The 26,866-nt window shown below is 68.0% G+C and carries 24 protein-coding genes and 2 tRNA genes; 9 read left to right on the forward strand and 17 right to left on the reverse strand.

The annotated features are described in order from the left end of the window. The first annotated feature begins 148 nt into the window (after positions 1–148). A complete protein-coding gene (locus ABB30_RS08585; RefSeq protein WP_057638021.1) occupies positions 149–1,513 on the forward strand; it encodes a sigma-54 interaction domain-containing protein in 1,365 nt (454 codons plus the stop codon). Here ABB30_RS08585 and ABB30_RS08590 read toward each other — a convergent pair. From ABB30_RS08590 to ABB30_RS08620, 7 genes are all read right to left on the reverse strand, one after another. Beyond that, positions 1,501–2,847, reverse strand: a complete 1,347-nt coding sequence (locus ABB30_RS08590) for a transporter family protein (RefSeq protein ID WP_057637891.1) — start codon at positions 2,845–2,847, stop codon at positions 1,501–1,503. The genes ABB30_RS08585 and ABB30_RS08590 overlap by 13 nt on opposite strands. A gap of 46 nt (positions 2,848–2,893) precedes the next feature. Continuing rightward, on the reverse strand, positions 2,894–3,682 hold the full coding sequence (locus ABB30_RS08595) for a hypothetical protein (RefSeq protein ID WP_057637892.1): 789 nt from the start codon (positions 3,680–3,682) through the stop codon (positions 2,894–2,896). A gap of 25 nt (positions 3,683–3,707) precedes the next feature. Further along, complete coding sequence (locus ABB30_RS08600; RefSeq protein WP_057638022.1) at positions 3,708–4,400, reverse strand: C39 family peptidase; 693 nt, start codon at positions 4,398–4,400, stop codon at positions 3,708–3,710. 187 nt (positions 4,401–4,587) lie between these two features. Then, complete coding sequence (locus tag ABB30_RS08605; protein WP_057637893.1) at positions 4,588–6,003, reverse strand: hypothetical protein; 1,416 nt, start codon at positions 6,001–6,003, stop codon at positions 4,588–4,590. Between the two features lie 49 nt (positions 6,004–6,052). Continuing rightward, positions 6,053–6,667 (reverse strand): hypothetical protein, encoded by a 615-nt coding sequence (locus ABB30_RS08610; RefSeq protein WP_057637894.1) that lies wholly within the window; start codon positions 6,665–6,667, stop codon positions 6,053–6,055. After that, the gene (locus tag ABB30_RS08615; RefSeq protein WP_057638023.1) at positions 6,664–7,188 is read right to left on the reverse strand and encodes a hypothetical protein; all 525 of its coding nucleotides are present in this window, start codon (positions 7,186–7,188) and stop codon (positions 6,664–6,666) included. The genes ABB30_RS08610 and ABB30_RS08615 overlap by 4 nt, the downstream gene beginning before the upstream one ends. Positions 7,189–7,502: 314 nt before the next feature. Continuing rightward, positions 7,503–8,810: a dicarboxylate/amino acid:cation symporter gene (locus ABB30_RS08620; RefSeq protein WP_057637895.1), complete on the reverse strand. Its 1,308-nt coding sequence runs from the start codon at positions 8,808–8,810 to the stop codon at positions 7,503–7,505. A 136-nt stretch (positions 8,811–8,946) separates the two neighbouring features. Here ABB30_RS08620 and ABB30_RS08625 point away from each other — a divergent pair, with 136 nt between their 5' ends. Genes ABB30_RS08625 through ABB30_RS08645 form a run of 5 tightly spaced genes read left to right on the forward strand, consistent with a single transcriptional unit; the run spans position 8,947 to position 13,749 of the window. After that, positions 8,947–10,668 carry an alkaline phosphatase family protein gene (locus tag ABB30_RS08625; RefSeq protein WP_057637896.1) on the forward strand — a complete coding sequence of 574 codons (1,722 nt, stop codon included), beginning with the start codon at positions 8,947–8,949 and terminating at the stop codon, positions 10,666–10,668. Beyond that, positions 10,658–11,191 (forward strand): hypothetical protein, encoded by a 534-nt coding sequence (locus ABB30_RS08630; RefSeq protein ID WP_057637897.1) that lies wholly within the window; start codon positions 10,658–10,660, stop codon positions 11,189–11,191. Before ABB30_RS08625 ends, ABB30_RS08630 begins: the two co-directional genes overlap by 11 nt. A 53-nt stretch (positions 11,192–11,244) precedes the next feature. Next, a complete protein-coding gene (gene tilS / locus ABB30_RS08635) occupies positions 11,245–12,561 on the forward strand; it encodes a tRNA lysidine(34) synthetase TilS (protein ID WP_057637898.1) in 1,317 nt (438 codons plus the stop codon). A 58-nt stretch (positions 12,562–12,619) separates the two neighbouring features. Then, positions 12,620–12,874 carry an exodeoxyribonuclease VII small subunit gene (locus ABB30_RS08640; protein WP_057637899.1) on the forward strand — a complete coding sequence of 85 codons (255 nt, stop codon included), beginning with the start codon at positions 12,620–12,622 and terminating at the stop codon, positions 12,872–12,874. Next, on the forward strand, positions 12,871–13,749 hold the full coding sequence (locus ABB30_RS08645; protein ID WP_057637900.1) for a polyprenyl synthetase family protein: 879 nt from the start codon (positions 12,871–12,873) through the stop codon (positions 13,747–13,749). Before ABB30_RS08640 ends, ABB30_RS08645 begins: the two co-directional genes overlap by 4 nt. Before the next feature lie 69 nt (positions 13,750–13,818). On the opposite strand, the gene ABB30_RS08650 is transcribed toward ABB30_RS08645, so the two are convergent. Both ABB30_RS08650 and pmbA read right to left on the reverse strand, forming a co-directional pair. Next, a complete protein-coding gene (locus ABB30_RS08650; protein WP_057637901.1) occupies positions 13,819–14,214 on the reverse strand; it encodes a DUF4870 domain-containing protein in 396 nt (131 codons plus the stop codon). A gap of 84 nt (positions 14,215–14,298) precedes the next feature. Next, on the reverse strand, positions 14,299–15,666 hold the full coding sequence (pmbA, locus tag ABB30_RS08655; protein ID WP_057637902.1) for a metalloprotease PmbA: 1,368 nt from the start codon (positions 15,664–15,666) through the stop codon (positions 14,299–14,301). Positions 15,667–15,728: 62 nt separating this feature from the next. On the opposite strand from pmbA, the gene yjgA reads away from it, so the two are divergent. Further along, positions 15,729–16,373, forward strand: coding sequence for a ribosome biogenesis factor YjgA (yjgA, locus tag ABB30_RS08660; RefSeq protein ID WP_057637903.1), 645 nt, complete (start codon positions 15,729–15,731; stop codon positions 16,371–16,373). A 17-nt stretch (positions 16,374–16,390) separates the two neighbouring features. Here the strand turns inward: yjgA and tldD are convergent, their stop codons facing one another. Genes tldD through ABB30_RS08680 form a run of 4 tightly spaced genes read right to left on the reverse strand, consistent with a single transcriptional unit; the run spans position 16,391 to position 23,763 of the window. Further along, positions 16,391–17,836, reverse strand: a complete 1,446-nt coding sequence (gene tldD, locus ABB30_RS08665) for a metalloprotease TldD (protein WP_057637904.1) — start codon at positions 17,834–17,836, stop codon at positions 16,391–16,393. A 1-nt stretch (position 17,837) separates the two neighbouring features. Next, positions 17,838–21,641, reverse strand: a complete 3,804-nt coding sequence (locus ABB30_RS08670; RefSeq protein WP_245626467.1) for a YhdP family protein — start codon at positions 21,639–21,641, stop codon at positions 17,838–17,840. A gap of 33 nt (positions 21,642–21,674) precedes the next feature. Next, positions 21,675–23,162 (reverse strand): ribonuclease G, encoded by a 1,488-nt coding sequence (gene rng, locus ABB30_RS08675; protein WP_057637906.1) that lies wholly within the window; start codon positions 23,160–23,162, stop codon positions 21,675–21,677. A gap of 19 nt (positions 23,163–23,181) precedes the next feature. Beyond that, positions 23,182–23,763 carry a Maf family nucleotide pyrophosphatase gene (locus tag ABB30_RS08680; RefSeq protein ID WP_057637907.1) on the reverse strand — a complete coding sequence of 194 codons (582 nt, stop codon included), beginning with the start codon at positions 23,761–23,763 and terminating at the stop codon, positions 23,182–23,184. 130 nt (positions 23,764–23,893) lie between these two features. Between ABB30_RS08680 and ABB30_RS08685 the strand changes: the two genes are divergently transcribed. Beyond that, positions 23,894–24,619, forward strand: a complete 726-nt coding sequence (locus ABB30_RS08685) for an SIMPL domain-containing protein (RefSeq protein WP_057637908.1) — start codon at positions 23,894–23,896, stop codon at positions 24,617–24,619. Between the two features lie 128 nt (positions 24,620–24,747). Further along, a complete protein-coding gene (locus ABB30_RS08690) occupies positions 24,748–25,422 on the forward strand; it encodes an energy transducer TonB (protein WP_057637909.1) in 675 nt (224 codons plus the stop codon). 58 nt (positions 25,423–25,480) lie between these two features. Here the strand turns inward: ABB30_RS08690 and ABB30_RS08695 are convergent. From ABB30_RS08695 to rsfS, 4 genes are all read right to left on the reverse strand, one after another. Then, positions 25,481–25,557 (reverse strand) — tRNA-Asn (locus tag ABB30_RS08695). Positions 25,558–25,712: 155 nt separating this feature from the next. Then, positions 25,713–25,789, reverse strand: a tRNA-Asn gene (locus ABB30_RS08700). 80 nt (positions 25,790–25,869) lie between these two features. Then, entirely contained in the window at positions 25,870–26,340 is a 471-nt protein-coding gene (rlmH, locus tag ABB30_RS08705) for a 23S rRNA (pseudouridine(1915)-N(3))-methyltransferase RlmH (RefSeq protein ID WP_057637910.1), read from the reverse strand. Between the two features lie 67 nt (positions 26,341–26,407). Next, positions 26,408–26,836, reverse strand: coding sequence for a ribosome silencing factor (gene rsfS / locus ABB30_RS08710; RefSeq protein ID WP_057637911.1), 429 nt, complete (start codon positions 26,834–26,836; stop codon positions 26,408–26,410). Positions 26,837–26,866: the final 30 nt, after the last annotated feature.

A 26,866-nucleotide genomic window follows, 5' to 3' on the forward strand; every position in this document is an offset into this window, starting at 1 on the left:
GTCAACATCCTGAAAATGGCCGCGCTTGCGCGGCCTTTTCATTGGCGTATGGTGATACCCGTCACGCTTTGACTGCTGCACACGGTCACAGGCCCGCAGCCACGGCGTGCGGGTCCTGGCTACCGGCAATGGCAAGGGGGGGAGCAAGATGGCTGCAATCGTGCAGGACGCACCGCATTGCCTGATCTGGTTCGGGCAATGCCCCGAACACATTCGGCAACTGCTGGCCGCCGATGGCTGGTCCCTGCGCGAACAGCCACCCGAATTACCGGTATCCCTGTCCCTGCGCGGCCACGGCATGGTCGCCCTGTTGTTTGACCTGTGCAGCATGGCCACCAGCCAGCTGCCGGCCCTGCTCCACAGCCTGGCCGTCAGTGCCCAGCTGCCCCGGCTGTGCGTGCTGCCCGAAGGGCCACCTTCCAGCCACCGGCAATGGGTCCCCCTGAGCCGGCAATGCGACAGGGTCCTACAGGGGCCACTGCAGGAACAGCAGCTCAGCGATGCCCTGCTGTCATTGCGCGGGGCCGGCCTGCCCGCCAATCCGGCCCCGTTGGACAAGCTGCTCGGCCAGAGCCCGGCGATGCTGCTGACCCGCACCACGGTGCGCAAGTTCGCACCGGTCGAGCTGCCGGTGTTGATCACCGGGCAGACCGGTACCGGCAAGGAACTGGCTGCCCACGCCCTGCACCAGCTCAGCCCGCGCGCGCAGCAGCCGATGCTGGCCATCAACTGCGGGGCCATCCCGGCGGCATTGATCCAGTCCGAACTGTTCGGCCACGAGCGTGGCGCCTTCACCGGTGCCCTTACCCGCCGCCTGGGCCTGTTCGAACACGCCGACGGCGGCACCGTGTTCCTGGACGAGGTCGGCGACCTGCCCGCCGATGCCCAGACGGCCCTGTTGCGCGTGCTGCAGCAGGGCACCCTGGAGCGCGTGGGCAGCCATACCCCGGTCAAGGTCAACGTGCGCGTGCTGGCCGCCACCCATGTCGAGCTGGAGCAGGCCGTGGCCACCGGCCGCTTCCGCAATGACCTGTATTACCGCCTGAACGTGTTGCGCCTGCACATGCCGCCGCTGGCGGCACGCGGCAATGACATTGCCCTGCTCGCCGGCCATGCGCTGGAGCAGTTCCGCCAGCGCCATGGCTGCCGTGCCCGCGGTTTCAGCCCGGCCTGCCTGGCGGCCATGGCGCACTGGCCGTGGCCGGGCAATGTGCGCGAGCTGATCAACCGCATCCAGCGCGCGGCAGTGACCTGCGAGCATGAGTTGATCCAGCCGCAGGACATGGAGCTGGCCGCACCAGGCAGCCCGGATGCGGCCAGCGAAGGCCCGCTGGGCAATGCGCGCCGCCAGGCCGAACGCCAGGCGCTGCTGCACTGCCTGCAGGAGCATCAGTTCAACATCAGTGCGGCGGCCCGGGCGATGGGCCTGTCGCGGGTGACGATCTACCGCCTGTGCCGCCGCCATGGGATCGAACGGCAACCGGCAACCGGCGCGCTGGATCAGAACGCGTAGGGCAGCTTGAAGGACAGGCTGAAGTCCGGCGCATCCGGGCTCAGGCCGACGCCCAACTGGGTCACCACGGTGGCATGACGGTTGATCGCATAGGTCATGCCCAGGTTCAGGGTGCCGGCATTGCCGTCACTGCCGATCACCTTGGTCCATTCCCCGCCACGGTAGCGGGTCCTGGCCCGCGCACTGAAACGCCCCGAATAGGACAGGCTCAGGCTGGTGCGCTCGTTGAAGGCAAAGGCCAGACCGGCACCGGCATAGAACACGTTGCCCAGCTTCACATCACCGGGATTGACCGTGTCCGGGTTCGAATCCAGGTCATCAAAGCTGCCCTGCTGGGAGTAGATGTAACCGAAGTTGGCAAACAGGATCGCCGGGTCGGCGGTCTTGACCATCGACACGCCCAGGTTGGCCTGCCAGACCCCGTTGCCGGTGGGCTGCTCGCCCGGCACGGCAAAGCGGATGAAATCATCGTCATCGCGCTCTATCACCCGCCAGTCCACCCCGTAGGGCTCACGTCCGGTCGGCGCGGTGATGCCGGCGGTGAGCACGGTTTCCGGCCAGCGCGCCCGCTCGGACAACAGCTTGAAGTTGGCGCTCACGCTCGCATCGCCCAGGCCGCCGCCACTGGAGGTCTGCTGGGCAATGGCCGCTGCCGAGCCGCCGGCACCGCCCTTCTGGTATACCGTCTTGCGCTCGATCCACGGCACCTCGGCGCTCAGGGTCAAGCGCGGGGTCACCCCCCAGCGTGTGGCCAGGCTCAGGGTGGCGGTGTCCGATTCGACATTCTCGATGCCGATGTTGCCCAGGAAGATCGCATCCAGGGCCAGAAAACCATTCAGGGTGAGCTGCTTGCGGTCATACCGGGTGTAGGCCAGCCCGGCCTCCACGCTCAGGCGCCGGTTGAACAGCGCCGCCTGCTGCTGCTTGACGTCATCGACGCTGCGCAGGCTCTGGCTGCGCGCCTGCTCGGCCTCGGCCGCGGTCCCGGCCTGGCTGGCCAGTTCGGCCCCGTTGGCCGCGCTGGCCGGCGCCGGTGGGGCCGCTGCGGGGACTGCTGCTGGTGCTGCCGCACTGGTTGCCGGCAATGCGGCAGCGCGCCCGCCCAGGCGCGACTGCAGTGCCTGGACCTGCATGTCCAGTTCGCGCAGGCGGCGTACTTCCTGCGCATAACTGGCCTTGAGCGCCTCCAGTTGTGCGACCAGGGCCTGCACCTGGTCCTCGTTGCCCGCTTCGTCCTGCCCGGTCATTGCCGCTGTGCCCTGCCCGTCCTGGGCCATCGCCCGGTTGGCAAGCAAACCCAGACTGACCAGCGCCGCCATCGCCAGTGGTTTCATGATTGATGCCTCTTGTCTGCCGGACCCGGATCAAGCGCCTGCGCGCTCAGGGCCCACCGATGTTGCCCAGCCCCCGGCTGCTGCCGAGTGCCTGGGCCACGTTCTGTGCCAAGCCACTGCCAGCCACCGCTGGCCCTCGCACCACCTCCAGCCGCAGCTGGTTGCTGACCCAGCTGCCGTCGCTGGCCAGCGCCACCGATTGCCCGACCTGGCCGCCACCCAGCCATTGCCGTACCTGGCCCTGCCCGGCCAGCTGCAGGGTTACCCCGGCACGCTGGCCATCCACCCAGGCCTGCACCGAGGCCGGGCCGTTGACCGCGCCGGCGCTGCCCGCCGCGCTGCCGGCCGCCATCTGCGGCACCGGGCCGTCACGGATCACCAGCTCGGCCTGGTTGCTGACCTGGTTGCCATCACCGGCCAGCTGCACCGCCTGGACAAAGCCCGATGCGTTGGCAAGGCCCGCACTGTCGATCTGCCGCAGCGTGGTACTGCCCAGGCTGCCAGCGTCCCCTTGGTAGGCGATGTTGACCGTGGGCTGGTAGGTGAAACGGGGGCTGCCCGAGCGCAGGTCCACACCCAGCTGCAGGCCTGCCGCCAGCTGCTGGCCATCACCGCTGCGCCATTGCGAGATCAGGCTGACCCCGAACCAGGCCACCGCATTGCCGGCCAGGGTGTAACGGCCGCGCATCGCGGCCAGTTCGGCATCGCTGATTTCCTGCAGGCGCGGCTTGTCTGCTGCCGGCGACTGCGCCTGTGCCGCAGCCGTGCCCAGCAGGCCGGCCAACAGCATCATCGAGGCCGCGGCAGCACCGCGTTTGCCGTTTTGCATGTTCATTGCCCTGACTCCTGACGGTGCATGTTCAAAACAGATCCGCATGGCTGAAGCCGAAATCCAGCAGTTCGGCCTCGCTCAACGGCCGCACCCCCTGACGCGCCAACAGGCTGCGTGCACTGGGGCGTTGACTGGGTTGCAGCAGGGCCGTGTTGCGGTCAAAACCCGAGCCGATCACCACAAACACCGCACGGGACGGCCAGGCCGCCATGAACTGCTCCACGCTCAGGCTGCGGTTGCCCAGGATCGGATCGGCCACTTCCACGGTGTCCCCGTGGACTTGCTTGAGCACCACGAAATGACGGAAGCCGGCCACATCCATCAAGGCCAGGGCCGGTACCCGCAACGCACGCAGGCGCTGCTCGTTGATGCGGTAACCACGTCCACGCATGCCCAACGACTGCACGTACTGCTTGATGTCCAGCAACGAAAATCCGCGTTGGGCCACCAGTTCCGGATCGGCCACACCCAGCAGGCCTTCGATGACGGTGGCCTCGTCCACATCCAGGCCATAGCCGTAACGCAGGATGGTGGCCAGTGAAGCCGCGCCGCAGCTGTAATCGGTCTGCTGCCGGACCAGGTTGGCGTAGCGCTGCTGCTGCATGCTCTGCACCGGGGCCTGGTACAACGCACCATTGGGCAGTACCCCGGAAAAGCTCACCTGCTGCGCGGCGGCCATCCACGGCGCCAGACACATCAGGCCAATCCAAGCTGCACGCATCATTGCCACTCCTGGTTGCAGGCCCTTGCCACAACGGCACGGCACCTGGCTGGCTGCTGCCGCAAAGACAGGTACCCCAGCCCACGGGGGAGTGAGGGCTGGAGTACCCCGATTCCCGGCACCTTGGCGGAGGTGCCGGGTCTCAGAACGCACGGGGCGTTGCGCCGCCATGCCCCGCTCCAATCCGTTACTCGCCGCCGCCGTTGCCACCGCCGGTGGACGGCTGGGCCACGGCCAGGGCCAGGCTGTTGGCCTGCAGGTTGCCGGTACCCGAAGCCACGTTGACCCCGATGTTGCCCGAGGCGTTGGAGAACGCACTGCCACTCAGGCCGGCCGTGTTGGTGGCATACACCGCAATGAAATCGGTGGTGGTCACCGTGCCGGTCAGGCTGGCCTGCAGGTCGGCCGTGCCCATTTCTTCCATCGCGATGCTGCCAGCCTCGTCGGTATCCCAGGCCATGCCACCGACGCCAGGACGGTTCGGGTTGGCGACCGCACCCTGCGTATCGATATCCCAGTCGCTGTGACCATCGGGATTGCCGCCGGTATGGCGGTTGCCGGTCCAGTTGTCCACGTAGAAGTTGGTCTTCTGGTAGGAATTGCCGCTGCCGGCATAGTCGCCGCTGCCGCTGCTGCTGGTGGTGCCGGCAACCGTGCCGCCCAGCGAGATCTGGGTGGTGGAGGTCACTTCATCGAAGTAGCCCTGGTTGTTGACCGCGTTGCCGCTGGAGGTCTGGTTGGAGCTGATCGAGGACTGCGCATAGGCGCTGGTGGCCACCGACGCGGCCAGGGCGTTCTTCTGCTCATTGTTGTTGCCCGAGGCAACGTTGACACCGATGTTGCCGGCCGCGCCGCTGAAGGCATTGCCGGACAGGCCAGCGGCGTTGGTCACGCCCATGTTGACGGTGTTGTTGCCCGAACCATGCTGGTTGACGAAGACCTCGGCATCGGCCATGCCGAAGCTGAAGGAGGCATCGGCAGCCGACAGCGAGGCGGCGTTGTCCTGGGTGTTGTTGTCACCAGCGGCGACGTTGAAACCCAGGTTGCCCGAGGCATTGGCAGCCACGTCATCGGTGATTGCCGCATCGTTGTCCAGCAGGTGGTTGGTGGCCTGGTTGCCGGTGATGCTCTGGCGGTTGTCGACCACGGCAATGGCCGCCGAGTCGATGGCGATGTCACCGCTGATGGTCGGATCACCACTGAAGGCGATATCCGAGCTCAGCGACAGGTCCTTGCGCAGGCGCACGCCCACATCATGCTCGTTGACCTCGGTGCGCACATCGGTGTTGGCGTTGTGGCTGTAGTTGATGTTGGTGTCACTGTTGACGGTGGTGTCGTGGTCGACCTGGCTGGTCTCGCTGTAATTGCGTTCCACGGTGGAAGAATCATGCGCAGTGCGCTCCCACTCGGCCCGGTCACGGACCTGGGTGTCGGTGCGGTTGTAGAGCAGATTGGCCTCGGCATTGAGCAGCAGGTTGGCCTCGGCATTGAGGGCCAGGTTGGCTTCGGCATTGACCACCGGGGGGGCGGCAATGGCGGCCGGAGCGGCGATTACTGCGGCAACAGCCAAGGCAACAGCATGCTTGCGATACGTCGCGTTCATGGTTTTCTCTCTCGTTGACAGTGGACACTACGACATGGCCTGGGTGGGTTTACGGTCCGGTCTGCACGTGGAGCCCCAGGCGGTTCTCCACGGCATTGAATGAGCCGGCTATCTGGTTCAGTTGCAGTACGCCGGCATAGCCGCGCAGGGCATCAGCGCCCAGCGTTGCCTGGCGCAGGCCCGCCGCAGAGGGGCGACGCATGGCCACTGCGGTGGGTACGGCCGGCAGCAGGGCCTGCGACAGCGGCCGCTGTGGGCTGGCCACCACTGCTACGGCATTGGCCTGGTCATTGGCCTGGCCGCTGACCTGGTTGATCGAGGCCAGCCCGCTGCCGCCGGCCAGGACCTGCCCGTCCAGTTCGGCACGGGCCTGCAGCGGGGTATCGGCAGCAAGCCGATCGTCACCACGCTGATTGATGGCCACCTGCACCGCGGCCTGGCCGCCGCTGGCCAGGGCATGGCCGTTGTATTGCCGGTTCAGGTCGCCCGCGGCCTGGTTGAGCTTGATCGAGCCGCTGGCACCGGCAAGGACCTGGCCATCAAGCCGGCTGTGGGTCAGGTAGGCCAGCATCTGGCTGTAGCCGTCCGCCGTGGCCGACGATGCTGCCGCAACACCGGGCAGCAGCATCGTCAGCACAGCCACTGCGGCAGCACGCACGTTCACGGCCCACCTCCGGTCCTGGCAGCCTGGCCCATCGGCAATTGCCCCAGTGCACCGGTGATGGTGTTGGCCAGCGAACCGGTGGTACGGCCAATGGCCCCGGTCGGGCCGGCAATCGCGCCACCCAGACGGTCACCGGAAAGCACGCCATCACGTCCGGTTACCCGGCCCAGGCTCTGGCCCAGGGCCTGGTCGGTGATCCGGCCCACACTGCTGCTGGCCGGTGCCAGCGCCGCCGGCGGACTGGCGCCGAGGCTGGCGTAGTCCTGCTCGTCCAGTTCCTGCATGCCGTCCGGGGTACCCAGGGTCTGGGCCAGTTCACGCCGGGGGGAGGGATCGGCGATCAGGGCCATGCCCGGGGGCTGCATGCGGTAGGCCGGCCGGGTGCTGACATCACGCAGCAGGACCATCTCGCCGTGACGCGGGGTCACCCCCTGACGGGCTCCGGAGGCCTGGGCCAGACCGGCAGACAGCACCAGGCCGGTGCCGGCAACGATCAGCAGCAAGGGGCGGTAGAGGGACATCGGCATGCTCCGTGGGCAATCCCCCCAGAGCTGAGCAGTTAGCGTGCCAACTTTTAATTTCCATTATTTTCAACCGCTTGCAGCTGAAACCAGTACTCACGCTGTGCTCACTGGATGCAACGCCAGCTGAGCATCGCCACCGGGTAAACCGCATATGAACACGTCAACGGGTACGCCGCACAAGGCCTGCAGCAGGCTGTAACAGCCCTGTTACACCCCCTGTTACAGCTGTACACCAGCGGACAACGCTGCACAGGCAGGCACAAAAAAGCCGCCTGAACGGCGGCTCTTTGCAGGCCAAGCGTGGACAAGGCTCAATGGCTGTCTGCAGGCGCCTGTGCCCGTTGGTACTGGGCGGTATCCAGCAACCCGGTCTCACGGGCCACCAGCACCGGCACCAGCATCTGCCCGGTGACATTGGTCATGGTGCGCATCATGTCCAGGATTCGGTCGATGGCGAACAGGTAACCGATCACCTCCAGCGGCAGGTTGGCCGCGCTGAGCACCACGGTGGCCATCACCACCGCCGTGCCCGGCACCCCGGCGGTGCCGAAGCTGCCCAGCACCGAGGCAATCAGGATCACCACGTACTGCTCCGGGGTCAGTGGCACCCCGGTGTACTGGGCGATGAACACCGCGCACAGGGCCGGGAAGATGGCCCCGCAGCCATCCATCTTGATGCTCGCCCCCAGCGGCACGGCAAAGGCGGCGTAATCCTTGTTCACGCCCAGGTTGTCGGTGATCGAGCGCATCGCCACCGGCATCGAGGCAAAGCTGGAGGAGCTGACAAAGGCCACCTGCATGCCCGGGGCCGCACCGCGGAAGAACTTCAGCGGGTTCAGGCCATGGGCCAGCAGCAGGCCACCGTAGACCACCACGATGTGCAGGGCGCAGGCGATGTACAGGGCCAGCACGAAGTTGCCGAACGGCAGCAGCTTCTCGAAGCCATAGCTGCCGACCAGGCCGGCAATCAGGCCGAAGGTGCCGATCGGGGTGAGCTGCAGCACGAAGCGGGTGACCTGGATCATCACATCGGCCAGCTGGCCGACCAGCTGCCGGGCCAGGCTGACCTTCTCGCCCAGCTTGACCATGGCAAAGCCGAGCAGGCCGGCAAAGAAGATCACCGGCAGGATCGAGCCACGCCCGGCGGCCAGCACGGTCTCACCGGCGGCATTGACCTTGGTGCCGATGCTGGTCATGGCATAGAACACATTGGACGGCACCACATCCATCAGCACCCGGCCGATGGAGGGCACATCACGCGGCACCCATTCCGGATCGGCGGCCAGCCCGATCAGGCCGGCACCGGGCTGCAGCACGCTGCCCACGGTGAAGGCCACGCCCACGGCCAGCGCGGCGGTGGCCACGAACCAGGCAAAGGTGCGCCCGCCCAGTGCGGCCACCGATTTTTGCCCGTGCAGGGAGGACACCGCATTGATCACCGCAAAGAACACCAGCGGCACGGCAATCATCTTGATCAGGGTCACATAAAGCTCGCCCAGCGGCCCGAACCACTGCGCGGCGGTCGGCCCGAGCAGCCAGCCGGCCAGGGCACCGAGCACAAAACCGGTAACCACGCGCTGCCAGAAGGGGCGCGCCAACCAGGCGGTGAGCAGTTTCATAAACAGGTCCACGTTGCGAGGGATGAACGATACCGCATGACTGATGGCACTAGGTCGCCATTTTTGGAACACCGCTGTATCACGACTGTCGTGCAACCGGACCATAATGGGGGCCTCTGTACCTGATCGTGATCCCATGTCCCGCACCACCTTGCTGGCCACCGCCCTGGCCTCGTTGACCCTGGGCGCCTGCGCCAGCCATCCGTCCACCACCACCGCAAGCCCCGACCCGGCTGCCGATGCCATCGTCGTGCCGGTGCCGGCAATCTCCCGGCCGCAGGGCGAGACCCCGCAGTGGTGGTACACCCACGGCGCGGCCGAAGCCGCCGCGCGCGGTGCCATGGCCGGCAAGGCCCGCAACGTGATCGTGTTCCTGGGCGATGGCATGAGCCTGACCACGGTGGCCGCCGCCCGCATCCTGGAAGGCCAGCGCCAGGGCCAGCCGGGCGAGGAAAACCTGCTCAGCTGGGAGCACTTCCCGGCCAGCGCGTTCTCCAAGACCTACAACACCGATGCCCAGACCCCCGACTCGGCCGGCACCATGACCGCCATTGCCTCCGGGGTGAAGACCCACATGGGCGCGATCGGCGTGTCGGCCGGCAAACGTCTGGACTGCGCCGGCTCCTTGCACAAGCCGGTGCTGAGCTGGCTGCAGCTGGCCGACAGCGCCGGCCTGGCCACCGGCATCGTCACCACCGCGCGCCTGACCCATGCCACGCCGGCGGCCACCTATGCCCACAGCCCGGACCGCAACTGGGAAGCCAGTGTGCCGGCCCAGGCCCAGGCCGAAGGCTGCCGCGACATCGCCCAGCAACTGCTCGATGCACCGCGCTATGGCAGCGGCCCGCAGGTGGTGCTGGCCGGTGGCCGCAGCTTCTTCACCCCCACCGATACCACGGACCCGGAATACCCGCAGGTCAAGGGCCGCCGCACCGATGGCCGCAACCTGATCAACGAATGGCAGGCCGCCAACCCCGGCGGCCAGTACCTGTGGAATGGCCAGCAGTTCCTCGCCCATGCCGCCACGGCCCCGGCCGTGCTCGGCCTGTTCGAGCCGGACCACATGCAGTACGAGCACGACCGCAGTGGCGATGCCGCCGGCGAGCCGTCGCTGGCGCAGATGACCCAGGCCGCCATTGCCAACCTGTCGCGCAATGACAAGGGCTTCGTGCTGCTGGTGGAAGGGGCCCGCATCGACCACGCCAACCATGCCGGCAACGCCTACCGCGCGCTGAGCGACACCATTGCCCTGTCCGATGCGGTGCGTGCGGCGGTGCAGGCCACCGATGAGAAGGACACCCTGATCATCGTCACCGCCGACCATTCCCACACCCTGAACTTCGTCGGCTACCCGGCCCGCGGCAATGACATCCTGGGCAAGGCCCGTGACCATGGCGGCGAAGACGGCGAAGGCCCGCTGGACCTGGCCCGTGATGCCCTCGGCCTGCCCTACACCACCCTGAGCTATGCCAACGGCCCGGGCTACACCGGCGCCACCGCCAGCCAGGCCGCCGGCCCCAAGACCCACCCGCACCGCGCCCGTGAGGTGCAGCCGGCCGCTGGCCGCCCGGACCTCACCCACGTTGACACCGCCCATCCGGACTACATGCAGGAAGCGCTGGTGCCGATGAGCAGCGAGACCCACGGTGGCGAGGATGTGGGCATCTGGGCCCGCGGCCCGGGCAGCAAGGCGCTGTACGGCACGATGGAGCAGAACTCCATCCACCACGTCATCGTCCAGGCCACCCCGGCCCTGCGCCAGGCCATGTGCGATGCCGGCAACTGTGATGGCAACGGCGTGCCGGTGACCCTGCCGCAGCTGGAGCAGTTCCACAAGCCGGCAACCGATGCGCGCTGAGGCACCCAACACCCGCTGGTGGGCTGCTGCCCTGGGCAGCGGCCTGCTGCTGGCCGCCCTGCCGGCACTGGCCCAAGCCAGTTGCCGGCAGTTGCTCGAGGATGGCCCGCAGCCCCTGCCCGGCTGCCGCCTGCAGGACGGGCAACCGCTGCTTGATGCCAGCGCCCTGGCGCATCTGCACCATGATGCCGACGGCCTGGCGGTGATCCTGGCCGACGGCCACTTCTACTACCAGCACCGCAATGGCCGCCTGCTGCAGGTGGCCACGCTGGACAACGGCCCGGATGACTTCCAGCTCGGCCTGGTCCGCGGCATCGTCGCCGGCCGCTACGGTTACTACGACCGCGACCTGGCCCAACGCATTGCCCCGCAGTTCGATGGCGCCCTGCCGTTTGACCCGGACAGCGGCAGCGCTGGGGTCTGCCAGGGATGCCGGGCGGTGCCGGCCAGCCCCGACGGCCAGCATTCGCTGCTCGGTGGCCGCCACTGGCGCATTGACCTCCACGGCCAACCGCTGCCGTGACTGCCGGCAGCGCAGCGGCGATACTGCCCGGCGTTGCCGCTTCCCGCCTGCCCATGTCCACTGCCCTGCTGCCAACTGCCCCTGCACCCGGTGCCCCGTTGCTGGTCGGTTTCAGCGGCGGCCTGGATTCGACCGTGCTGCTGCACTGGCTGGCTGCCAACCCGGCCATCCGTGCAGCCGGCCTGCAGGCCGTGCATGTGCACCACGGCCTGCAGGACGCGGCCGATGCCTGGGCCAGCCATTGCCAGCAGGTGTGCACGGCGCTGGATGTGCCCCTGCACATCGAACGGGTGCAAGTAATCAGCCATGGCCAGGGCCCGGAGGCCGGCGCGCGCGATGCCCGCCGCGCCGCCTTCCTGCACTGCCTGCAAGCGGGCCAGTGGCTGGCCCTGGCCCATCACCAGGACGACCAGGCCGAAACCTTCCTGCTGCGCGCCCTGCGCGGTTCCGGTTGCGATGGCCTGGCCGCGATGCAGCCAGTCAGCCAGCTCGGCGCCCATCAGCTGTGGCGGCCGTTGCTGGCCCATCCGCGCAGCGCCCTGCTCGCCTACGCACGGCAGCACCGGCTGCACTGGATCGAGGATCCCAGCAACGCCAGCGATGCGTTTGACCGCAACTTCCTGCGTCAGCAGGTGCTGCCCTTGCTGGCCCAACGCTGGCCGCAGGCGGCCGCCAGCCTGGCCCTGAGCGCCCAGCGTTGCAGCCAGGACAGCGGCCTGCTGCGGCAACACGACCAGCAGCTGCTCGATCAACTGCAGCCAACCGGGCACAGCGCTGACCACCTGCCGATCCCGCCCCTGGCCGCGCTGCCCGATGCCCAGCGCGCACGGGTGCTGCGCCGCTGGCTGCAACAGCATCTGGCCCCGCCCCTGCCCGGCCACCTGCACCGCCTGCTGGACACCCAGGTGCTGGGCAGCGAACACGACCGCCAGGCCAGTGTGTCGTGGGCCGGCGGCTGGCAGCTGCGGCGCTGGCGTGAGCACCTGTACCTGTTGCCGCCGCAACCCCGCCCCGACCCGCACTGGCAGGCGCACTGGGATGGCCGTGAGCCACTGGCCCTGCCCGATGGCAGCCTGTGGCAGCTCAGTGGCAGCGACGGCTTTGCCAGCACCTTGCAGGTAAGCCTGCGCCAGGGCGGCGAGCGCTTGCGCCTGCCCGGCCGTGATCACCACAGCGCACTGAAGGATTGCCTGCAGCACCTGCAGCTGCCGCCCTGGCAGCGCGGCTGGCTGCCCCTGCTGTGGGACGGTGACGAGCTGCTGGCGGTGGGCCAGCTGCTGTTGGCCCAGGGCTTTGCCCCGCCACGGGTGGCCGCCGGGGCGCGCCTGCTGCAGCTGCGCCCGACCGGCCCAGCGGCCATGCCGGGTTGAGCCGGCAACAACGGCGCGGACGTTGACCCAACCCGGCACGCCGCCCACACTGGCGGCCATGGCCAAGAAGTCCCCTACCTCCGAATCTCCGGTTGCCCAGTTCGAGCAGTCCCTGCAGGAACTGGAACAGCTGGTCACCACCCTGGAAGCCGGCGAACTGCCGCTGGAACAATCCCTGTCCGCCTACGAGCGCGGCGTGGGCCTGTACCGGCAGTGCCAGCAGGCGCTGGAACAGGCGCAGCTGCGGGTCAACCTGCTCAACGATCCGGCCCAGCCGGACACTGCCGTTGCCTTCGATCCGCCCAGCGCATGAGTACCGAGATCCTGCTTGAACAGTGGCGCGCCCGCGTCGAGGCCGCGCTGGACGCGGCCCTGCCCGCCGCCGACCTCGCCCCGCAACGCCTGCACCAGGCCATGCGCTATTCCGTGCTCGGTGGCGGCAAGCGCCTGCGCCCGCTGCTGGTGTATGCCGCCGGCCGCTGCACCGGCGCGGCGGTGGAACAGCTAGATGCCCCGGCCGTGGCAGTGGAAATGGTCCACGCCTACTCGCTGGTGCATGACGACCTGCCGGCCATGGACGATGACAGCCTGCGTCGCGGCCAGCCCACCACCCATATTGCCTTTGACCAGGCCACCGCGATCCTGGCCGGCGACGGCCTGCAGGCGCGTGCCTTCCAGGTGCTGGCCAACGCCGATGTGGCCCCGTCCACCGCGATGGGCTGGTTGCGTTCACTGGCCGCCGCGGCCGGTGCACCGGGCATGTGCGGCGGCCAGGCACTGGACATCGATGCCACCGGCAAGCAGCAGAGTCAGGCCGAGCTGGAACGCATGCATGCCCTGAAGACCGGCGCCCTGATCCGCAGCGCGGTGCACATGGGCGCACTGGCCGGCACCGATGATGCGGCCACCCTGGCTGCGCTGGACCGTTTTGCCGACCTGCTCGGCCTGGCCTTCCAGGTCCGCGATGACATCCTGGACATCGAGGCCGACACCGCCACCCTGGGCAAGACCGCCGGCAAGGACGTGGCCCAGGACAAGTCCACCTATCCGGCCCTGCTCGGCCTGGACGGTGCCCGCAACTACCTGCAGCAGCTGGACCAGCAGATGCTGGCCTGCCTGGACACGGCCGGCGACCAGGCCGACGCGTTGCGCGCCCTGGCTCACATGGCCGTGCACCGCCAGCACTGACCCACGCGGCGATGCGCACAAAAAAGCCCGGCCATTGGCCGGGCTTTTTGTTGCTTGCGCCTGGGGCAATTACTTGATCAGGCGGATGATGAAGGGGTAGCGGTAATACTCGCCCTTCTGCGCGGCCAGCCCGGCGATGATCAGGAACACTGCCACAGCGATGCCGAAGACAACCATCAGCGGGATGAAGACAAACGCCCCCAAGCCGAAAGTGACAGCCGTCAGGATGCCGCCGATGATCGACAGCACAATGCTGGCCACGATCACGTTGATATGGAAGTTCAGGGCTTCCTTGGACTGGTCGTTGAGGAAGGCCTTGTTCGGGTTGTCCTTGTTCACCAGCCACACGATCAGCGGCACGATGAAGCCCAGAATGATGCCCGACAGATGCACCAGCAGGGCAAGGCTGTTGTCATCGCCGCTGTTGGTCGGCGGCGGCGGAGTCTGGTTCTCGTACGAAGTCATGGCATTCCCTGGAAATTGTGGGTGAAAGAGTTGGGTAGACCGTCGCGACTTTCGGTCCCCCTGCGCGACTGCCCATAAGCATACTCAATCATCACCGGCCACGGTCATTTGATCAATCAGCACTGAACCGATCTGCACCGAAGAGCGCGGGTCCACGTCATTGCCCACCGCGACGATGCGCTGGTACATCTGGCGCAGGTTGCCGGCGATGGTGACCTCGTCCACCGCATGGCCGATCTGGCCGTTTTCCACCAGGAAACCCGCGGCACCCCGCGAATAGTCACCGGTCACCGCATTCACACCCTGCCCCATCAGCTCGGTGACCAGCAGGCCGTTGCCCATCTGCGCGGCCATCTGCTCCAGGTTGCCGGCATTGGCCCGTACCTGCAGGTTGTGCACGCCACCGGCATTGCCGGTGCTGCGCAGGCCCAGCTTGCGTGCCGAGTAGCTGCTGAGCACATAGCGCTGCAGCACGCCGTCATCGACCAGACGCGAATTGGCCGTGGCCACGCCTTCGCCGTCAAAGGCGGTCGAGCGCCAGCCACGCGGCAGCAGCGGCAGCTCCTCGATGGCGAACCAGTCCGGGAACAGGCGCTGCCCCACGCTGTCGAGCAGGAAGCTGGACTTGCGGTACAGCGAGCCACCGGAGATGGCCGCCACGAAGTGTGCCATCAGCGAACGGGCCACTTCCGGAGCGAACAGCACCGGCATCTGCCCGGTGGCCAATGAACGCGGCTGCAGGCGCTCCACGGTACGTTCGGCAGCGGTACGGCCCACACTTTGCGGCGTCCACAGGTCGGCAAAGGCCAGCGCTGCGCTGTACCAGCCGTTGCGCTGCATGCCATCGCCGTGGCCGGCAATCAGGGCGCAGCTCAGGCTGTGGCTGGAGCTGCGCTCGGCCCCGATGAAGCCGTGCGAGTTGGCATACACCGACAGGCTGGTGTTGCTCGACACCCCGGCACCGTCGGAATTGCTGATCCGTGCATCGGCATCACGCCCGGCCTGCTCGCAGGCCAGGGCAAGCTCCAGCGCCGCATCGGCATCCGGGGCGGCCGGGTGCCAGGTGTCCAGGTCCGGGAACACGCTGGCCAGCGCCGCGGGGTCGGCCAGGCCGGCGGCCGGGTCGTCCTCGGTGTAGCGGGCAATCGCACAGGCCTGGGCCACGGTGGCCTCGATGCTGCCTTCGGCCAGGTCGGCGGTGGAGGCGCTGCCTCGGCGCTGGCCGAAATACACGGTGATGGCCAGGCCGCGGTCGCGGCTGGACTGCACCGTCTCCACCTCGCCCAGGCGCACATTCACTTCCAGCCCGCTGTCCTCGTTGCAGCTGACCTCGGCTTGGCTGGCCCCCAGCTGCTGGGCGCGCTCGAGCATGCGCTGGGCGGTGTGCGTCAGCCGCTCCAGGCGCTGGGAGCTGTCATCGGCCGCGGTTGTATTCAGGGCGTTGGGGTTCAATGCTTTATCCTGTGTGCTTGGGCCCGGCACCGGCCAGGCCATGATTTCTGGAAAGTTTGACGATGCGTGGACGTGACGAAGAAACCGGTGAGTACCTTGATATCAGCCGCAGCGAGAACCGCCGCAATGCGCTGGAAGTACTGGCCCTGGGCGAACAACTGGTCGGTCTGACCCCGGCCCAGCTGGCCAAATTGCCGATTCCCGAAGACCTGCTGCCGCACATCGAATACTCCAAGCGCATCACCTCCCACGGCGCGCGCAAGCGCCAGCTGGCCTTTCTGGCCAAGCACATGCGCCGCGAAGAGGACGCCACCCTGCAGGCGATCCGCGATGCGCTGGATGTGACCAGCGAGGTCAGCCGCCGCGAAGTGGCACAGATGCACCGTGTGGAACAGTGGCGTGACCGCCTGATCGCCCAGGGCGATGCGGCGCTGGGCGAATTCGTGGCCGCCTTCCCCGATGCCGACCGTCAGCAGCTGCGTACCCTGGTGCGCAACGCGGTGGCCGAAAAGGCCAAGAACAAGCCGCCGCGCGCGTTCCGCGAGTTGTTCCAGGTACTGCGCGGCCTGGTCCTGGCCGCAGGCGGCGCTGCCCTGGCTGCCGATCGCGACATTGACGCCGACGACCTGGCCCAGGACGACGCCGACGATGCGGCGTTTGACCTGGAGCAGGACATCGATCAGGACGACGACGCGCTGGAAGACTGATCCGGCCACGGCGGTACTCAGGCCTGGGTACCGCCAACGGTCAGGCCGTCGATCAACAGCGACGGCTGGCCGACACCGACAGGCACGCTCTGCCCGTCCTTGCCGCAGATGCCGACACCGGCATCCAGGGCCAGATCATTGCCGATCATGCGCACCTTCTGCATGGTTTCCGGGCCATTGCCGATCAAGGTGGCGCCCTTCACCGGCGCGGTGACCTTGCCGTCCTCGATCAGGTAGGCCTCGGTGGCCGAGAACACATACTTGCCCGAGGTGATGTCGACCTGGCCACCGCCGAAGTTGACCGCCAGCAGGCCGCGCTTGACCGAAGCAATCATCTCCTCGCGGGTATGGCTGCCGGCCAGCATGTAGGTGTTGGTCATGCGCGGCATTGTCAGGTGGGCGAAGGATTCGCGCCGGCCGTTGCCGGTCGGGGCCATGCCCATCAGGCGCGCGTTGTGGCTGTCCTGCATGTAGCCGACCAGGCGGCCATCCTCGATCAGGGTGGTGCACTGGGTCGGCTGGCCCTCGTCATCGATGTTGAGCGAGCCGCGGCGCCCGGCCAGAGTGCCGTCATCGACGATGGTCACGCCCTTGGCCGCCACCTGCTCACCGATGCGCCCGGCGTACACGCTGGTGCCCTTGCGGTTGAAGTCGCCCTCCAGGCCATGGCCGACCGCCTCGTGCAGCAGCACGCCCGGCCAGCCGGCGCCCAGCACCACCGGCATCACCCCGGCCGGGGCCGGAATCGCCTCCAGGTTGATCAGGGCCTGACGCAGGGCCTCGCGCGCCAGTTCTTCCGGGCGGCCATCGGCAAACAGCTCGGCATAACCGTAACGGCCACCACCGCCGGCATAGCCCGATTCGCGGCGGCCATTGGATTCCACCAGCACCTGCACGTTCAGACGCACCAGCGGGCGCACATCGGCCCCCAGCACGCCATCGCTGCGCGCGATCAGCACCGTGTCCACCCCGCCGGACAGGCTCACCATCACCTGCACCACGCGCGGGTCGGCCGCGCGCAGGTAACGGTCCAGCCGGCGCAGCAGCTCGACCTTGGTGGTGTTGTCCATGCCGTCAATCGGGTCGATGGCCGGATACAGCGCGCGTGCCGGGCGTGCGGCCAGCGCATGCGCGCCGGCGGTGTTGCCGCTGCGGGCGATCGCCCGCGCCGAGCGCGCGGCGGTGAGCAGCGCCCCCGGCTGGATGTCATCGGAGTAGGCAAAGCCGGTCTTCTCGCCGGCGATCGCGCGCACGCCCACGCCCTGCTCGATCGAATGTGCACCGTCCTTGACGATCCCATCCTCCACGCTCCAGCTCTCGCGCCGGGCGTGCTGGAAATACAGGTCGCCAAAATCGATGCCCGGGCCCAACAGGTGCGCAAAGGCACCGTGCAGGCGGTCCAGGTCCAGTCCAGCCGGCAGCAGCAGGCGCTGCTGGGCCAGGTTGAGCATGTTGTCGGTCATCTCACTCTCGTATCGTTGTTGCTGGCGCGGCCACCGGCGCATCGGGCGCGCTGGCGGCATCGCGTTGGGAATTGCGTTCGATCACCTGCACCTGCGGGTCCTTCCACGGCCCGGTGACCTGGTAAGTGCGGGCGCCGATGCCCCCCAGCGGCTTGGCCAGCACCGCATTGGCCGCCGCACCGACAGCCGCACCCACCGGGCCGCCGGCTACCGCGCCCACCACGGTGAGCAGGTTGCCCGAATGCGGGTTGACCTCCACGGTCTGGTCGAAGGTCTGCGCGGCCAGGTCGGCCTGGCCATGGATGCGGATCTGCGCGGCCGATGAATCGATCTGGATGTCGCGCGTGCGCGCCATGCCCTGGCCGAAGGCCACATCGGCGGTGACCTGGTTGAAGGCCAGGCCCTTGGAGAACAGGTCGCGGAAATCAAACAACATGCGCCGCGGCAGCTGGGTCAGGCTGAGCAGGCCCAGTACGCGTCCGGCACCGGGCTCCACCTCCAGCAGCTGGCCATCGCGGGCATCGAGCTGCAAGCGGCCCTGCAGATGGGCCAGGGCAAAATCCTGCGGCCCGCCCGGCCACTGCGCCTGCAGGTCCACACGTCCCTGGCCGCCCCGCAGCTGGCCCTGCTGGCCGGACAGCGCGCCGAAATCGCGGCTGTTGACCTGCGCCTGCAGCGCGGTGCGGGCCTGGGCCCCGGTGCCACGCCAGCTGCCCTGCACATCGATGGACTGGCCCGGGCTGCGCAGCTGCAGCACATCCAGCTGCAGGCCGTCGGCCAGCTGGTGGCTGCGCAGCAGGGCACTGCCCAGCGCACGCTCGCCGATTTTCAGCTGTTCCACATCCAGGGCCAGCGGCGGGATCGATGCCGGGTCGAAGGGCGTGTCCTGGCCGCCTGCCGGGCCAGCCGCCGTATCGGCACTGGCTGTTTGCCAGTGCAGGCGCTGCAGGTTGCCTACCACGGTGGCGCCCTGCGCATCGGGCACCACCAGGTGCCCGGCCAGGGTCGGCCCATCCAGTTGCACGGCGACCCGGGCATTGCCCGGGGTCAGGCGCAGACGGGTCCGGGCGAACTGCCCGCCGGCCAGCAGCAGCTGTTCGGCATGCAGGTCGATCTCGCGCAGCACCAGGCCATCGCCATCATCGCCGGCTTGTGCATCGTCTGCCGCGCCATCGCCCTTGGCCACCGCCAGCCAGGCCAGTGCATCCAGGCGCGCGGTATTGCCATTGACCTTCAGGCCGTGGTCGGGGACCACACCCTGTGCCCGCGCACTGCCCAGGGTGGCCAGGACCGCGGTGCCGGCAGCGCGTGACTCCACCTGCAGGCCCAGGCGCTGGCCGAAACCGATTTCCACCGGGCCGCTGCCCATCGGCAGCGGTGCCCGTACCCGCGTGGGCAAGGAAGCTGACGCCGCCTTGGCCAACGGCGCCGGCAGCAACATCTGCGTGCCCTGCAGCGAAGAGGCCAGGTTGAGCACGGCCATCGGCTGCCCGGCAGTGCCCGCGTCGCGGGGCACATCCACGCCGATCTGCCAGTGCGAGCGGCCCTGCAGATAACGTCCCAGCCAGATCAGCTCCGGTGCCCGGGCCAGCAGGTCGGTGATGGCCTGCTCGCCATCAAAGCGGGCCTGGAAGGCCTGGCTGCTGTCCTGGGTGTAGCCACCGGCACGCAGTGACACACTCATCGGCGCGCCCTGCAGGCTGCCCTGCAGCGCCGGGGCGGAAAACCCCTTGTTGCCGTATTCGGCCTGGCCGCGCACCTGGTCCAGCTGCAGGTTCCAGCGCCGGTCGGCCAGGCGCACACCCTCCAGGTCGACCGTGCCGGCAACCCGGGCCGCACCGCGCCCGAGCGCGTGATCCAGGCTGAAACGCACCTGGGCCGGGCCCTGCGCACTGAGGGCATCCAGGGTGGAGCCGTACTCGGCATGCAGCGGGCTGTGCTGCAGCAGTTCCAGCAACCCGGCCGCCTGGCCACGGCCCTGCGCGCGCACCTGCAGCAGCGGCTGGCCGAAACGGGCGATGTTGGCACTGAAGGCCGGCACCTGCACCTGACCGAGCTGGCCACGGCCGCTGAGCTCAAAGCCCGGGCCGACAAAAGCCACCTCACCATCGACGGCGGACAGGTCATGCCAGCCGTCGGCAAAATGGACCACGCCGTCATCGATGCGCGCGCGCGCCTCGAAACGGCCATCGTTGTCATCAAACGGCCAGTTGCCCAGCTCACCACTGACCAGGCCCTGGCCATCACGCACATGGCCGCCGACCAGGGCCGCATCGAGCCAGTCGATGGCGCCCTGGCTCATCTTCGAGCGCACCCAGAAGCGCTTGGCCGCGGTCATCGGCGCATCATCCAGGTCGGCCGCCAGATCCAGCCGTGGCAGGCGCCCGTCGGCATGGAAGCGCATGCCACCACGCAACCAGGCGCCGTAGTCGGTGCCCTGGACCCGCAACGCACTGCTGGCCACCCGCCAATCCTTCGCCTCCGGCCAGATGCCGATACGCCCATCCAGGCGCAGCTGATGGGTCACGCCAAAGCCGGTGGGCCAGTCCAGCTGCACCTGCCGCTGGCTGTCCAGCACCACTTCGATGCCCTGTTCGTCGGCCTGTACCTGGCCGGCCAGGCCCTGCAGGCCAGGCGCGCCACCGACGGCAGCAAAACCCAATTGCACGTGCTCGGCCTGGCCACGCCAGCGCCCCTGCGCCGCGCCCTGCCACTGCACCTGCTGCAGCTCCACCTGCGGGCGGGCCTGGCGCAACCAGTGGCGGGTGCTGGCCGGCACCTGCTCGCTCAGGGCCAGGACCTGCAACCAGGGCCCCAGGGCCAAGCGCGGGGCCTGCAGACGGATCTGCTCCCCCCAGGCCAGCTGCAGGCCATCCATTTTTTCTTCGTCAATGCGCAGGCGCGGCAGCTGCAACTGCCAGCCGTCGCCCTGGCGCAGCCAGCGCCCCTGCACTTCCACCGTGCTCAAGGCCAGGCTTTGCCCGCCGGCGCCGCGCAGGCGCAACTGCTGCAGCGCCACCTCGGCACGTGCCTGCTGCAACTGCCACTGGCTGATATCCAGCCACACCGATGCCTTGCCGCCCCCATCGGCCAGGGTGGCACCGTCAAGACGCAGCAACGGCTGCCAGCTGGCCAGGTCCAGCGCGCGCGCGCCGAGCCAGATCTGTCCATCGCCGCGACGCCGATCGATATCCACCACCGCTGCCAGCGGCTGGTCATCCGGCCCCGGCCAGCCACGCACACCGGCACGCAGGCGCTCGCCATTGATGCGCAGGCGCAGGTCCACCCGCTCGATCCGGCGCTGCAGCTGCAGGTCCGGCGCGTCGATGGCCAGGCGCGCGCCGCTGACCTGGATCTCGCCCAGGCGCGACAGCGCATCCAGCGGATCGCCCTGGCCCTGGCGGGTGCTGGCCAGGCCATCAACCTGCCAGCGCCCATCGGCCAGACGCCGCAATTGCAGGTCCAGCCCGTCCAGCTGGACCTGGGTCAGGGCCTGGTCGGGCAGCAGGCCGGTATAGATGGCCAGTTGCAGACGGGCCCGGCCCACCTGCAGCTGCCCGCCCTCGCCCAGGGCCAGGCCCTGCAGCTCCAGCACCGGCCCACGGCGGGTCCAGTGCGAGCGCACGGCCGCCACCTGCACCGGCATGCCGGCACGCTCACCCAGCCACTGCCCCACCGCCTGCGGCGACCAGGCAATGCGCGGCAGCACCGCCGCCGCCAGCCCCACCAGCACGGCCCACAGCAACAGCCACGCCAGCACGCCATACAACAGCGCGCGCCCGAGCCGGCGGCGCGTGACTGCCAAGTGCCCCATCAGCCTGCCCCGTGTCCCGGGTGCTTACAGCAGGACCACATCGAACTGCTCCTGCAGGTACTGCTCGTCGGCCTGGAACTGGATGCTCTTGCCCAGGAATTCCTCCAGCTCGGCCACCGCGGCCGACTCTTCCTCGGTGATGCGCGCCACCACCTTGGGCGAGGCAATCACCAGCAGGCGCACCGCATCGAACTGGCGCACCGCGCGGGTGATCTCGCGGAAGATCTCGTAAGTCACCGTTTCGGCAGTCTTGATCGAACCGCGGCCGGAGCATTCCGGGCAGGGTTCGGAGAGCTGGCGCTCCAGGCTTTCCACCGTGCGTTTGCGGGTCATCTCCACCAGGCCCAGCGGCGAGAAGTCATACACCGTGGTCTTGGCATGGTCGCGGGTCAGCGACTTTTCCAGGGTGCGCAGCACCTGGCGGCGATGCTCCGGGTCGAGCATGTCGATGAAGTCGATGATGATGATCCCGCCCAGGTTGCGCAGGCGCAGCTGGCGGGCCACGGCCTGGGCCGCTTCCAGATTGGTGCGGAAGACGGTTTCCTCCAGGTTGCGCTGGCCGACGAAGGAACCGGTGTTCACATCGATGGTGGTCATCGCCTCGGTCTGGTCGATCACCAGGTAGCCGCCGCTCTTGAGCGGCACCTGCTTGTCCAGTGCACGGCCGATCTCGTCCTCGACCCCGAACATGTCAAAGATCGGGCGGTCACCGGTATACAGCTCCAGCTTTTCGGCCAGCGGCGGCATGTACTTGGCCACGAAGGCCTGCAGCTGCTCGAAGGTCTCGGCCGAGTCGACCTTGACCTTGTCCACGTCACGCCGGATCAGGTCGCGGATGGCCCGCTGCGGCAGGCTCAGGTCCTCGTAGATGATGCTGCGCGGCTCGGCTTCGCGGCCACGCCGGGCCACCACGTTCCAGACCCGCGACAGGTAGGCCATGTCTTCGGCAATGGCCTCGGCCGGCTGGCCCTCGGCATTGGTGCGCACGATGTAGCCATGGCCGCCGTGCTGGGCCGACAGTTCGGTCACCAGCTGCTTGAGCCGGGCACGTTCGGCATCGTCCTCGATCCGCGCCGAGACCCCGACCACGCGCGACTGCGGCAGCAGCACCATGTAGCGCGAAGGAATCGAGATCTGGGTGGTCAGGCGCGCGCCCTTGGTGCCGATCGGGTCCTTGACCACCTGCACCACCACGTCCTGGCCATCGCGCAGCAGCTCCACGATCGAGGCACTGGGCGGGTTGACCACCACATCGGCGGCCGCGTCCTCGCTCTCGGCCGGGACCGGGCGGATCACGTCATTGGCGTGCAGGAACGCGGCACGTTCCAGCCCGACCTCGACGAAGGCGGCCTGCATCCCGGGCATCACCCGCTGCACCCGCCCCTTGTAGATGTTGCCCACCACCCCGCGGCGCCAGCCACGTTCGATGTGCAGCTCCTGCAGCATGCCGTTCTCGATCACCGCCACACGCGTCTCGCGTGGGGTGACGTTGATCAAAATCTCTTCAGACATCAAACGTCCCCTGATGTGGTCACGACACTGCCTGCAGGCCATGGCGTTGCAGCAACTGCGCAGTCTGCTGCAACGGCAGGCCCATTACCCCCGAAAAACTGCCACACAGGCGGCTGACATGACGCTCGGCCTGGCCCTGGATCGCATAGGCACCGGCCTTGCCCATCGGCTCGCCGGTGGCCACATAGGCGGCGATCGCGGCCGCATCCATGGCTTCGAAACTGACCTCGCTGGTCACCGTGATGACCTCGGCCGCACCATTGCTGCCGACCAGGGCCACCGCGGTGATGACCTGGTGGGTACGCCCGGCCAGGCTGGCCAGCATGGCCTGCGCATCGGCGGCATCGGCCGGCTTGCCATAGACCTGGTCGCCCAGTACCACCTCGGTATCCGAGCCCAGCACCCAGCACGGCTGTGCTGACGGCATGAGCCCGGCCAGGCCGGCGCGGGCCTTGTCCGCGGCCACCCGGCACACGTACTCCAGCGGGGTTTCGGTGGCCGTGCGCACCTCCTCCACCTCCAGGTCCAGGGCAGTGAAAGGCACGCCCAGGCGGCCAAGCAGGTCGATACGTCGCGGCGAGCGGGAGGCAAGATAGAGCATCGTGCAAGCATAACCTGCGGGGGCTGACTCCAACGCTGCCACCGTACGCTGCCGGCTGTGACTCACTGCCCATTCATGGGCAGCCGGTCAGCGTCATCCTCTACCGCCATCACCACACAGGAAGTCGACCATGCGCCTGCTCCACACCTCCCTCTGCCTGGGCCTGATGCTGGCCCTGGCCCCGGCCAGTGTCCTGGCCCAGAGCCTGGCCCCGGTTCCGGTGGCCGCCGATGCCACGGTGCTGACCATCCATGCCAGCGCCCAGGCCAGTGCGGTGCCGGACGTGGCCATGATCAATGCCGGCGTGCTCACCCAGGACAAGGACAGCAACCTGGCCTTGCGCCGCAATGCCGAGCAGATGCAACAGGTGATGGCCGCCCTCAAGGCGGCCGGCATCGCCGAGCGCGACATCCAGACCAGTGGCATCAGCCTGAACCCGCAATACCACTACGCCGACAACCAGCCGCCGCAGCTGCAGGGCTACCAGGCCAGCAACGGGGTGAACATCAAGGTCCGCGATCTTGGCCGCCTGGGCCGGGTCCTGGATGCCCTGGCCGCGCAGGGCGCCAACCAGATCAACGGCCCCAGCTTTGCCATCGACCAACCCGAACCACTGTACCAGCAGGCCCGGGTTGAAGCCCTGCGCAAGGCGCGCCAGCAGGCTGATACCTATGCCAGCGAGCTGGGCCTGAAGGTGCGCCGGGTGATCAGCCTGCAGGAAAGCGGGGGCGGCGGCATGCCGATGCCGATGATGGCCATGCGCGGTGCTGCCAAGATGGAAATGGACACCCCGGTGGCGGCCGGCCAGAGCAGCATCCAGGTGCAGCTGGACGTGGTGTTCGAGCTGGGCCGCTGAGCCCAATCTGAGCAAAGGCAAAACGCACCGGCGGCAGCAACTTGCCGCCGGCGCACGCGTACAGGCAACGTGGGTCCACGGCCTTCATCGCCGTGAGCAGTACTCCACCAACAAGGAAGGAGGTTGCCATGACCCACGCCGCACCCAGCCCCACCGCGACCACTGCCCTGCAGCCGCAGCGCATCGCAGCCACCAGCCTGGCCATCGCCATCCATCTGGCTGCATTCGGCCTGTTGTTGATGCCGCTGGCCAACCAGGGCACACCGGCGCCGGCAACCGAGCGCATCCAGGTGCAGTGGCAGCAGGCCCAGCCGCCCGTTCCACCGCCGCCAGCACCGCCCGAGCTGGTGCGTCACACCCCGGCTCCTCCGCAATCCACCCCGCATTCGGTCCCCCTGCCACAGAGCATCCCGGTGGTTGTGGATACCGTGGATCCGGCCGTGGTTGCCGCCGCCGCCCTGGCCCTGACCCCCACCCAGATCCAGGGCAGCCCGGCCGAGCCGCTCAGCCTGGACAGCACGGGCACGGCCCACAGCGCGTTGCAGGTCCTGCAGTCGCCGCCACCGCCCTATCCGCCCCAGGCCCTGCAGCAACGCCAGCAGGGTGAGGTGCTGTTGCGGGTAAGCATCGATGTCAGCGGCAAGGTCAGCGCGGTGGAGATCGAACGCAGCAGCGGCCATCGCCTGCTCGACCAGGCCGCACGCCGGCAGGTACTGCGCCACTGGCGCTTTGCCCCGGCCCAGCGCGATGGCCAGCACATCCCTGCCCAAGGCCTGGTGCCGATCAATTTCCGCATCGAGTGATGCCAGCGCCATGCGCACAACAAAAAACCCGCTACTTGCGTAGCGGGTTTTTCAAATCTGGCGCCCGAAGTTGGACTCGAACCAACGACCCCCTGATTAACAGTCAAGTGCTCTAACCGGCTGAGCTATTCGGGCGGAGCGCGCACTTTACACTGGTTTTCGCATTTAGGTAAGTCTTTTTTGCCTGCCATGGTGATATCCGCACTCCCGGCCGCACACCGCCAGCACCGGCAAACTGCGTACGCCGGACAACAAAAAACCCGCTGCTTGCGCAACGGGTTTTTCAAATTTGGCGCCCGAAGTTGGACTCGAACCAACGACCCCCTGATTAACAGTCAAGTGCTCTAACCGGCTGAGCTATTCGGGCGGGGGCGCAAATTGTAACGTCAGGTTTTCACATCGCGCAAGGCTTGCAGGCAAAAATTTCCGTCATCGACGCCATACGGCTCAGGCACGGTGGTAGGGATGGTTGGCCAGCATGGCGCAGGCGCGGTAGAGCTGCTCGACCACGATCAGGCGCACCATCATGTGCGGCAGGGTCAGCGGGCCGATCGACCATTTCTCATCGGCCAGCGCCACCACATCCGGCGCATGCCCTTCCGGGCCTCCGATCAGGAACACCATGTCGCGCCCCTGGCCACGCCAGTGCTCCATGCGCACGGCCAGCTGCTCCGAAGACAGTTGCTTGCCCGGCACATCCAGCGCCACCACATAGGCGCCCTTGGCAATGGCCGCCTGTACCCGCTTGCCCTCTTCCTCGATTGCGCGCTTCGGGTCACGCCCCTTGCCGCGCAGGCCGGGCTCGACCTCGACCAGCTCCAGCGGCAACCAGTGCGACAGGCGCTTCTGGTAATCGGCAAATCCCTGCGCCACCCAGGCCGGGGCACGCTCGCCGGTGGCGATCAACTTGGCCTTCATCGCCGTGCTCCTTGTTCAATGACAACGGCGCCTTTCGGCGCCGTCTGGATCAACGCAACGGCGCCTTTCAGGCCGCGTTGTCGTCACCGGTCTGGTTGGGATCTTCCGGATCGGCCTGACGGGCATCACCCACCGACCACAGACGCTCCAGTGCATACAGCTCACGCACGCGCGGCAGCATCACGTGCACCAGCACGTCGCCCAGGTCCACCAGCACCCATTCGGCCTCGCGGTCACCTTCAACACCCAGCGGCATCACGCCCAGGTTCTTGGCAAAGCGCACCACCTCGTCGGCAATGGACTTGACGTGACGGGTCGAGGTCCCGGCGGCGATCACCATGAAATCGGCGACGCTGGACTTGCCGCGCACGTCGATCTGGACGATGTCCTTGGCCTTGAGCGACTCCAGGCCGTCCACGGCAGCAGCCAGCAGCTGCGGCACCGACGGCGGCGGATTGGGGATTTCGGTCTTGATGACTTGGGCTTCGGTACTCAAAGCGGCAGAACTCTTGGGATTCAATGGGGG

Origin of the sequence: Stenotrophomonas ginsengisoli (assembly GCF_001431485.1) — a bacterium.
Taxonomy (GTDB): Bacteria; Pseudomonadota; Gammaproteobacteria; order Xanthomonadales; family Xanthomonadaceae; genus Stenotrophomonas; species Stenotrophomonas ginsengisoli.

Bases quoted from the DNA above. Each gene is read 5' to 3' on its own strand.
- ABB30_RS08585 (WP_057638021.1), top strand. From the start codon at position 149: ATGGCTGCAATCGTGCAGGACGCACCGCATTGCCTGATCTGGTTCGGG.
- ABB30_RS08590 (WP_057637891.1), bottom strand. From the start codon at position 2,847: ATGAAACCACTGGCGATGGCGGCGCTGGTCAGTCTGGGTTTGCTTGCC.
- ABB30_RS08595 (WP_057637892.1), bottom strand. From the start codon at position 3,682: ATGAACATGCAAAACGGCAAACGCGGTGCTGCCGCGGCCTCGATGATG.
- ABB30_RS08600 (WP_057638022.1), bottom strand. From the start codon at position 4,400: ATGCGTGCAGCTTGGATTGGCCTGATGTGTCTGGCGCCGTGGATGGCC.
- ABB30_RS08605 (WP_057637893.1), bottom strand. From the start codon at position 6,003: ATGAACGCGACGTATCGCAAGCATGCTGTTGCCTTGGCTGTTGCCGCA.
- ABB30_RS08615 (WP_057638023.1), bottom strand. From the start codon at position 7,188: ATGTCCCTCTACCGCCCCTTGCTGCTGATCGTTGCCGGCACCGGCCTG.
- ABB30_RS08620 (WP_057637895.1), bottom strand. From the start codon at position 8,810: ATGAAACTGCTCACCGCCTGGTTGGCGCGCCCCTTCTGGCAGCGCGTG.
- ABB30_RS08625 (WP_057637896.1), top strand. From the start codon at position 8,947: ATGTCCCGCACCACCTTGCTGGCCACCGCCCTGGCCTCGTTGACCCTG.
- ABB30_RS08630 (WP_057637897.1), top strand. From the start codon at position 10,658: ATGCGCGCTGAGGCACCCAACACCCGCTGGTGGGCTGCTGCCCTGGGC.
- tilS (WP_057637898.1), top strand. From the start codon at position 11,245: ATGTCCACTGCCCTGCTGCCAACTGCCCCTGCACCCGGTGCCCCGTTG.
- ABB30_RS08640 (WP_057637899.1), top strand. From the start codon at position 12,620: ATGGCCAAGAAGTCCCCTACCTCCGAATCTCCGGTTGCCCAGTTCGAG.
- ABB30_RS08645 (WP_057637900.1), top strand. From the start codon at position 12,871: ATGAGTACCGAGATCCTGCTTGAACAGTGGCGCGCCCGCGTCGAGGCC.
- ABB30_RS08650 (WP_057637901.1), bottom strand. From the start codon at position 14,214: ATGACTTCGTACGAGAACCAGACTCCGCCGCCGCCGACCAACAGCGGC.
- yjgA (WP_057637903.1), top strand. From the start codon at position 15,729: ATGCGTGGACGTGACGAAGAAACCGGTGAGTACCTTGATATCAGCCGC.
- tldD (WP_057637904.1), bottom strand. From the start codon at position 17,836: ATGACCGACAACATGCTCAACCTGGCCCAGCAGCGCCTGCTGCTGCCG.
- rng (WP_057637906.1), bottom strand. From the start codon at position 23,162: ATGTCTGAAGAGATTTTGATCAACGTCACCCCACGCGAGACGCGTGTG.
- ABB30_RS08680 (WP_057637907.1), bottom strand. From the start codon at position 23,763: ATGCTCTATCTTGCCTCCCGCTCGCCGCGACGTATCGACCTGCTTGGC.
- ABB30_RS08685 (WP_057637908.1), top strand. From the start codon at position 23,894: ATGCGCCTGCTCCACACCTCCCTCTGCCTGGGCCTGATGCTGGCCCTG.
- ABB30_RS08690 (WP_057637909.1), top strand. From the start codon at position 24,748: ATGACCCACGCCGCACCCAGCCCCACCGCGACCACTGCCCTGCAGCCG.
- rlmH (WP_057637910.1), bottom strand. From the start codon at position 26,340: ATGAAGGCCAAGTTGATCGCCACCGGCGAGCGTGCCCCGGCCTGGGTG.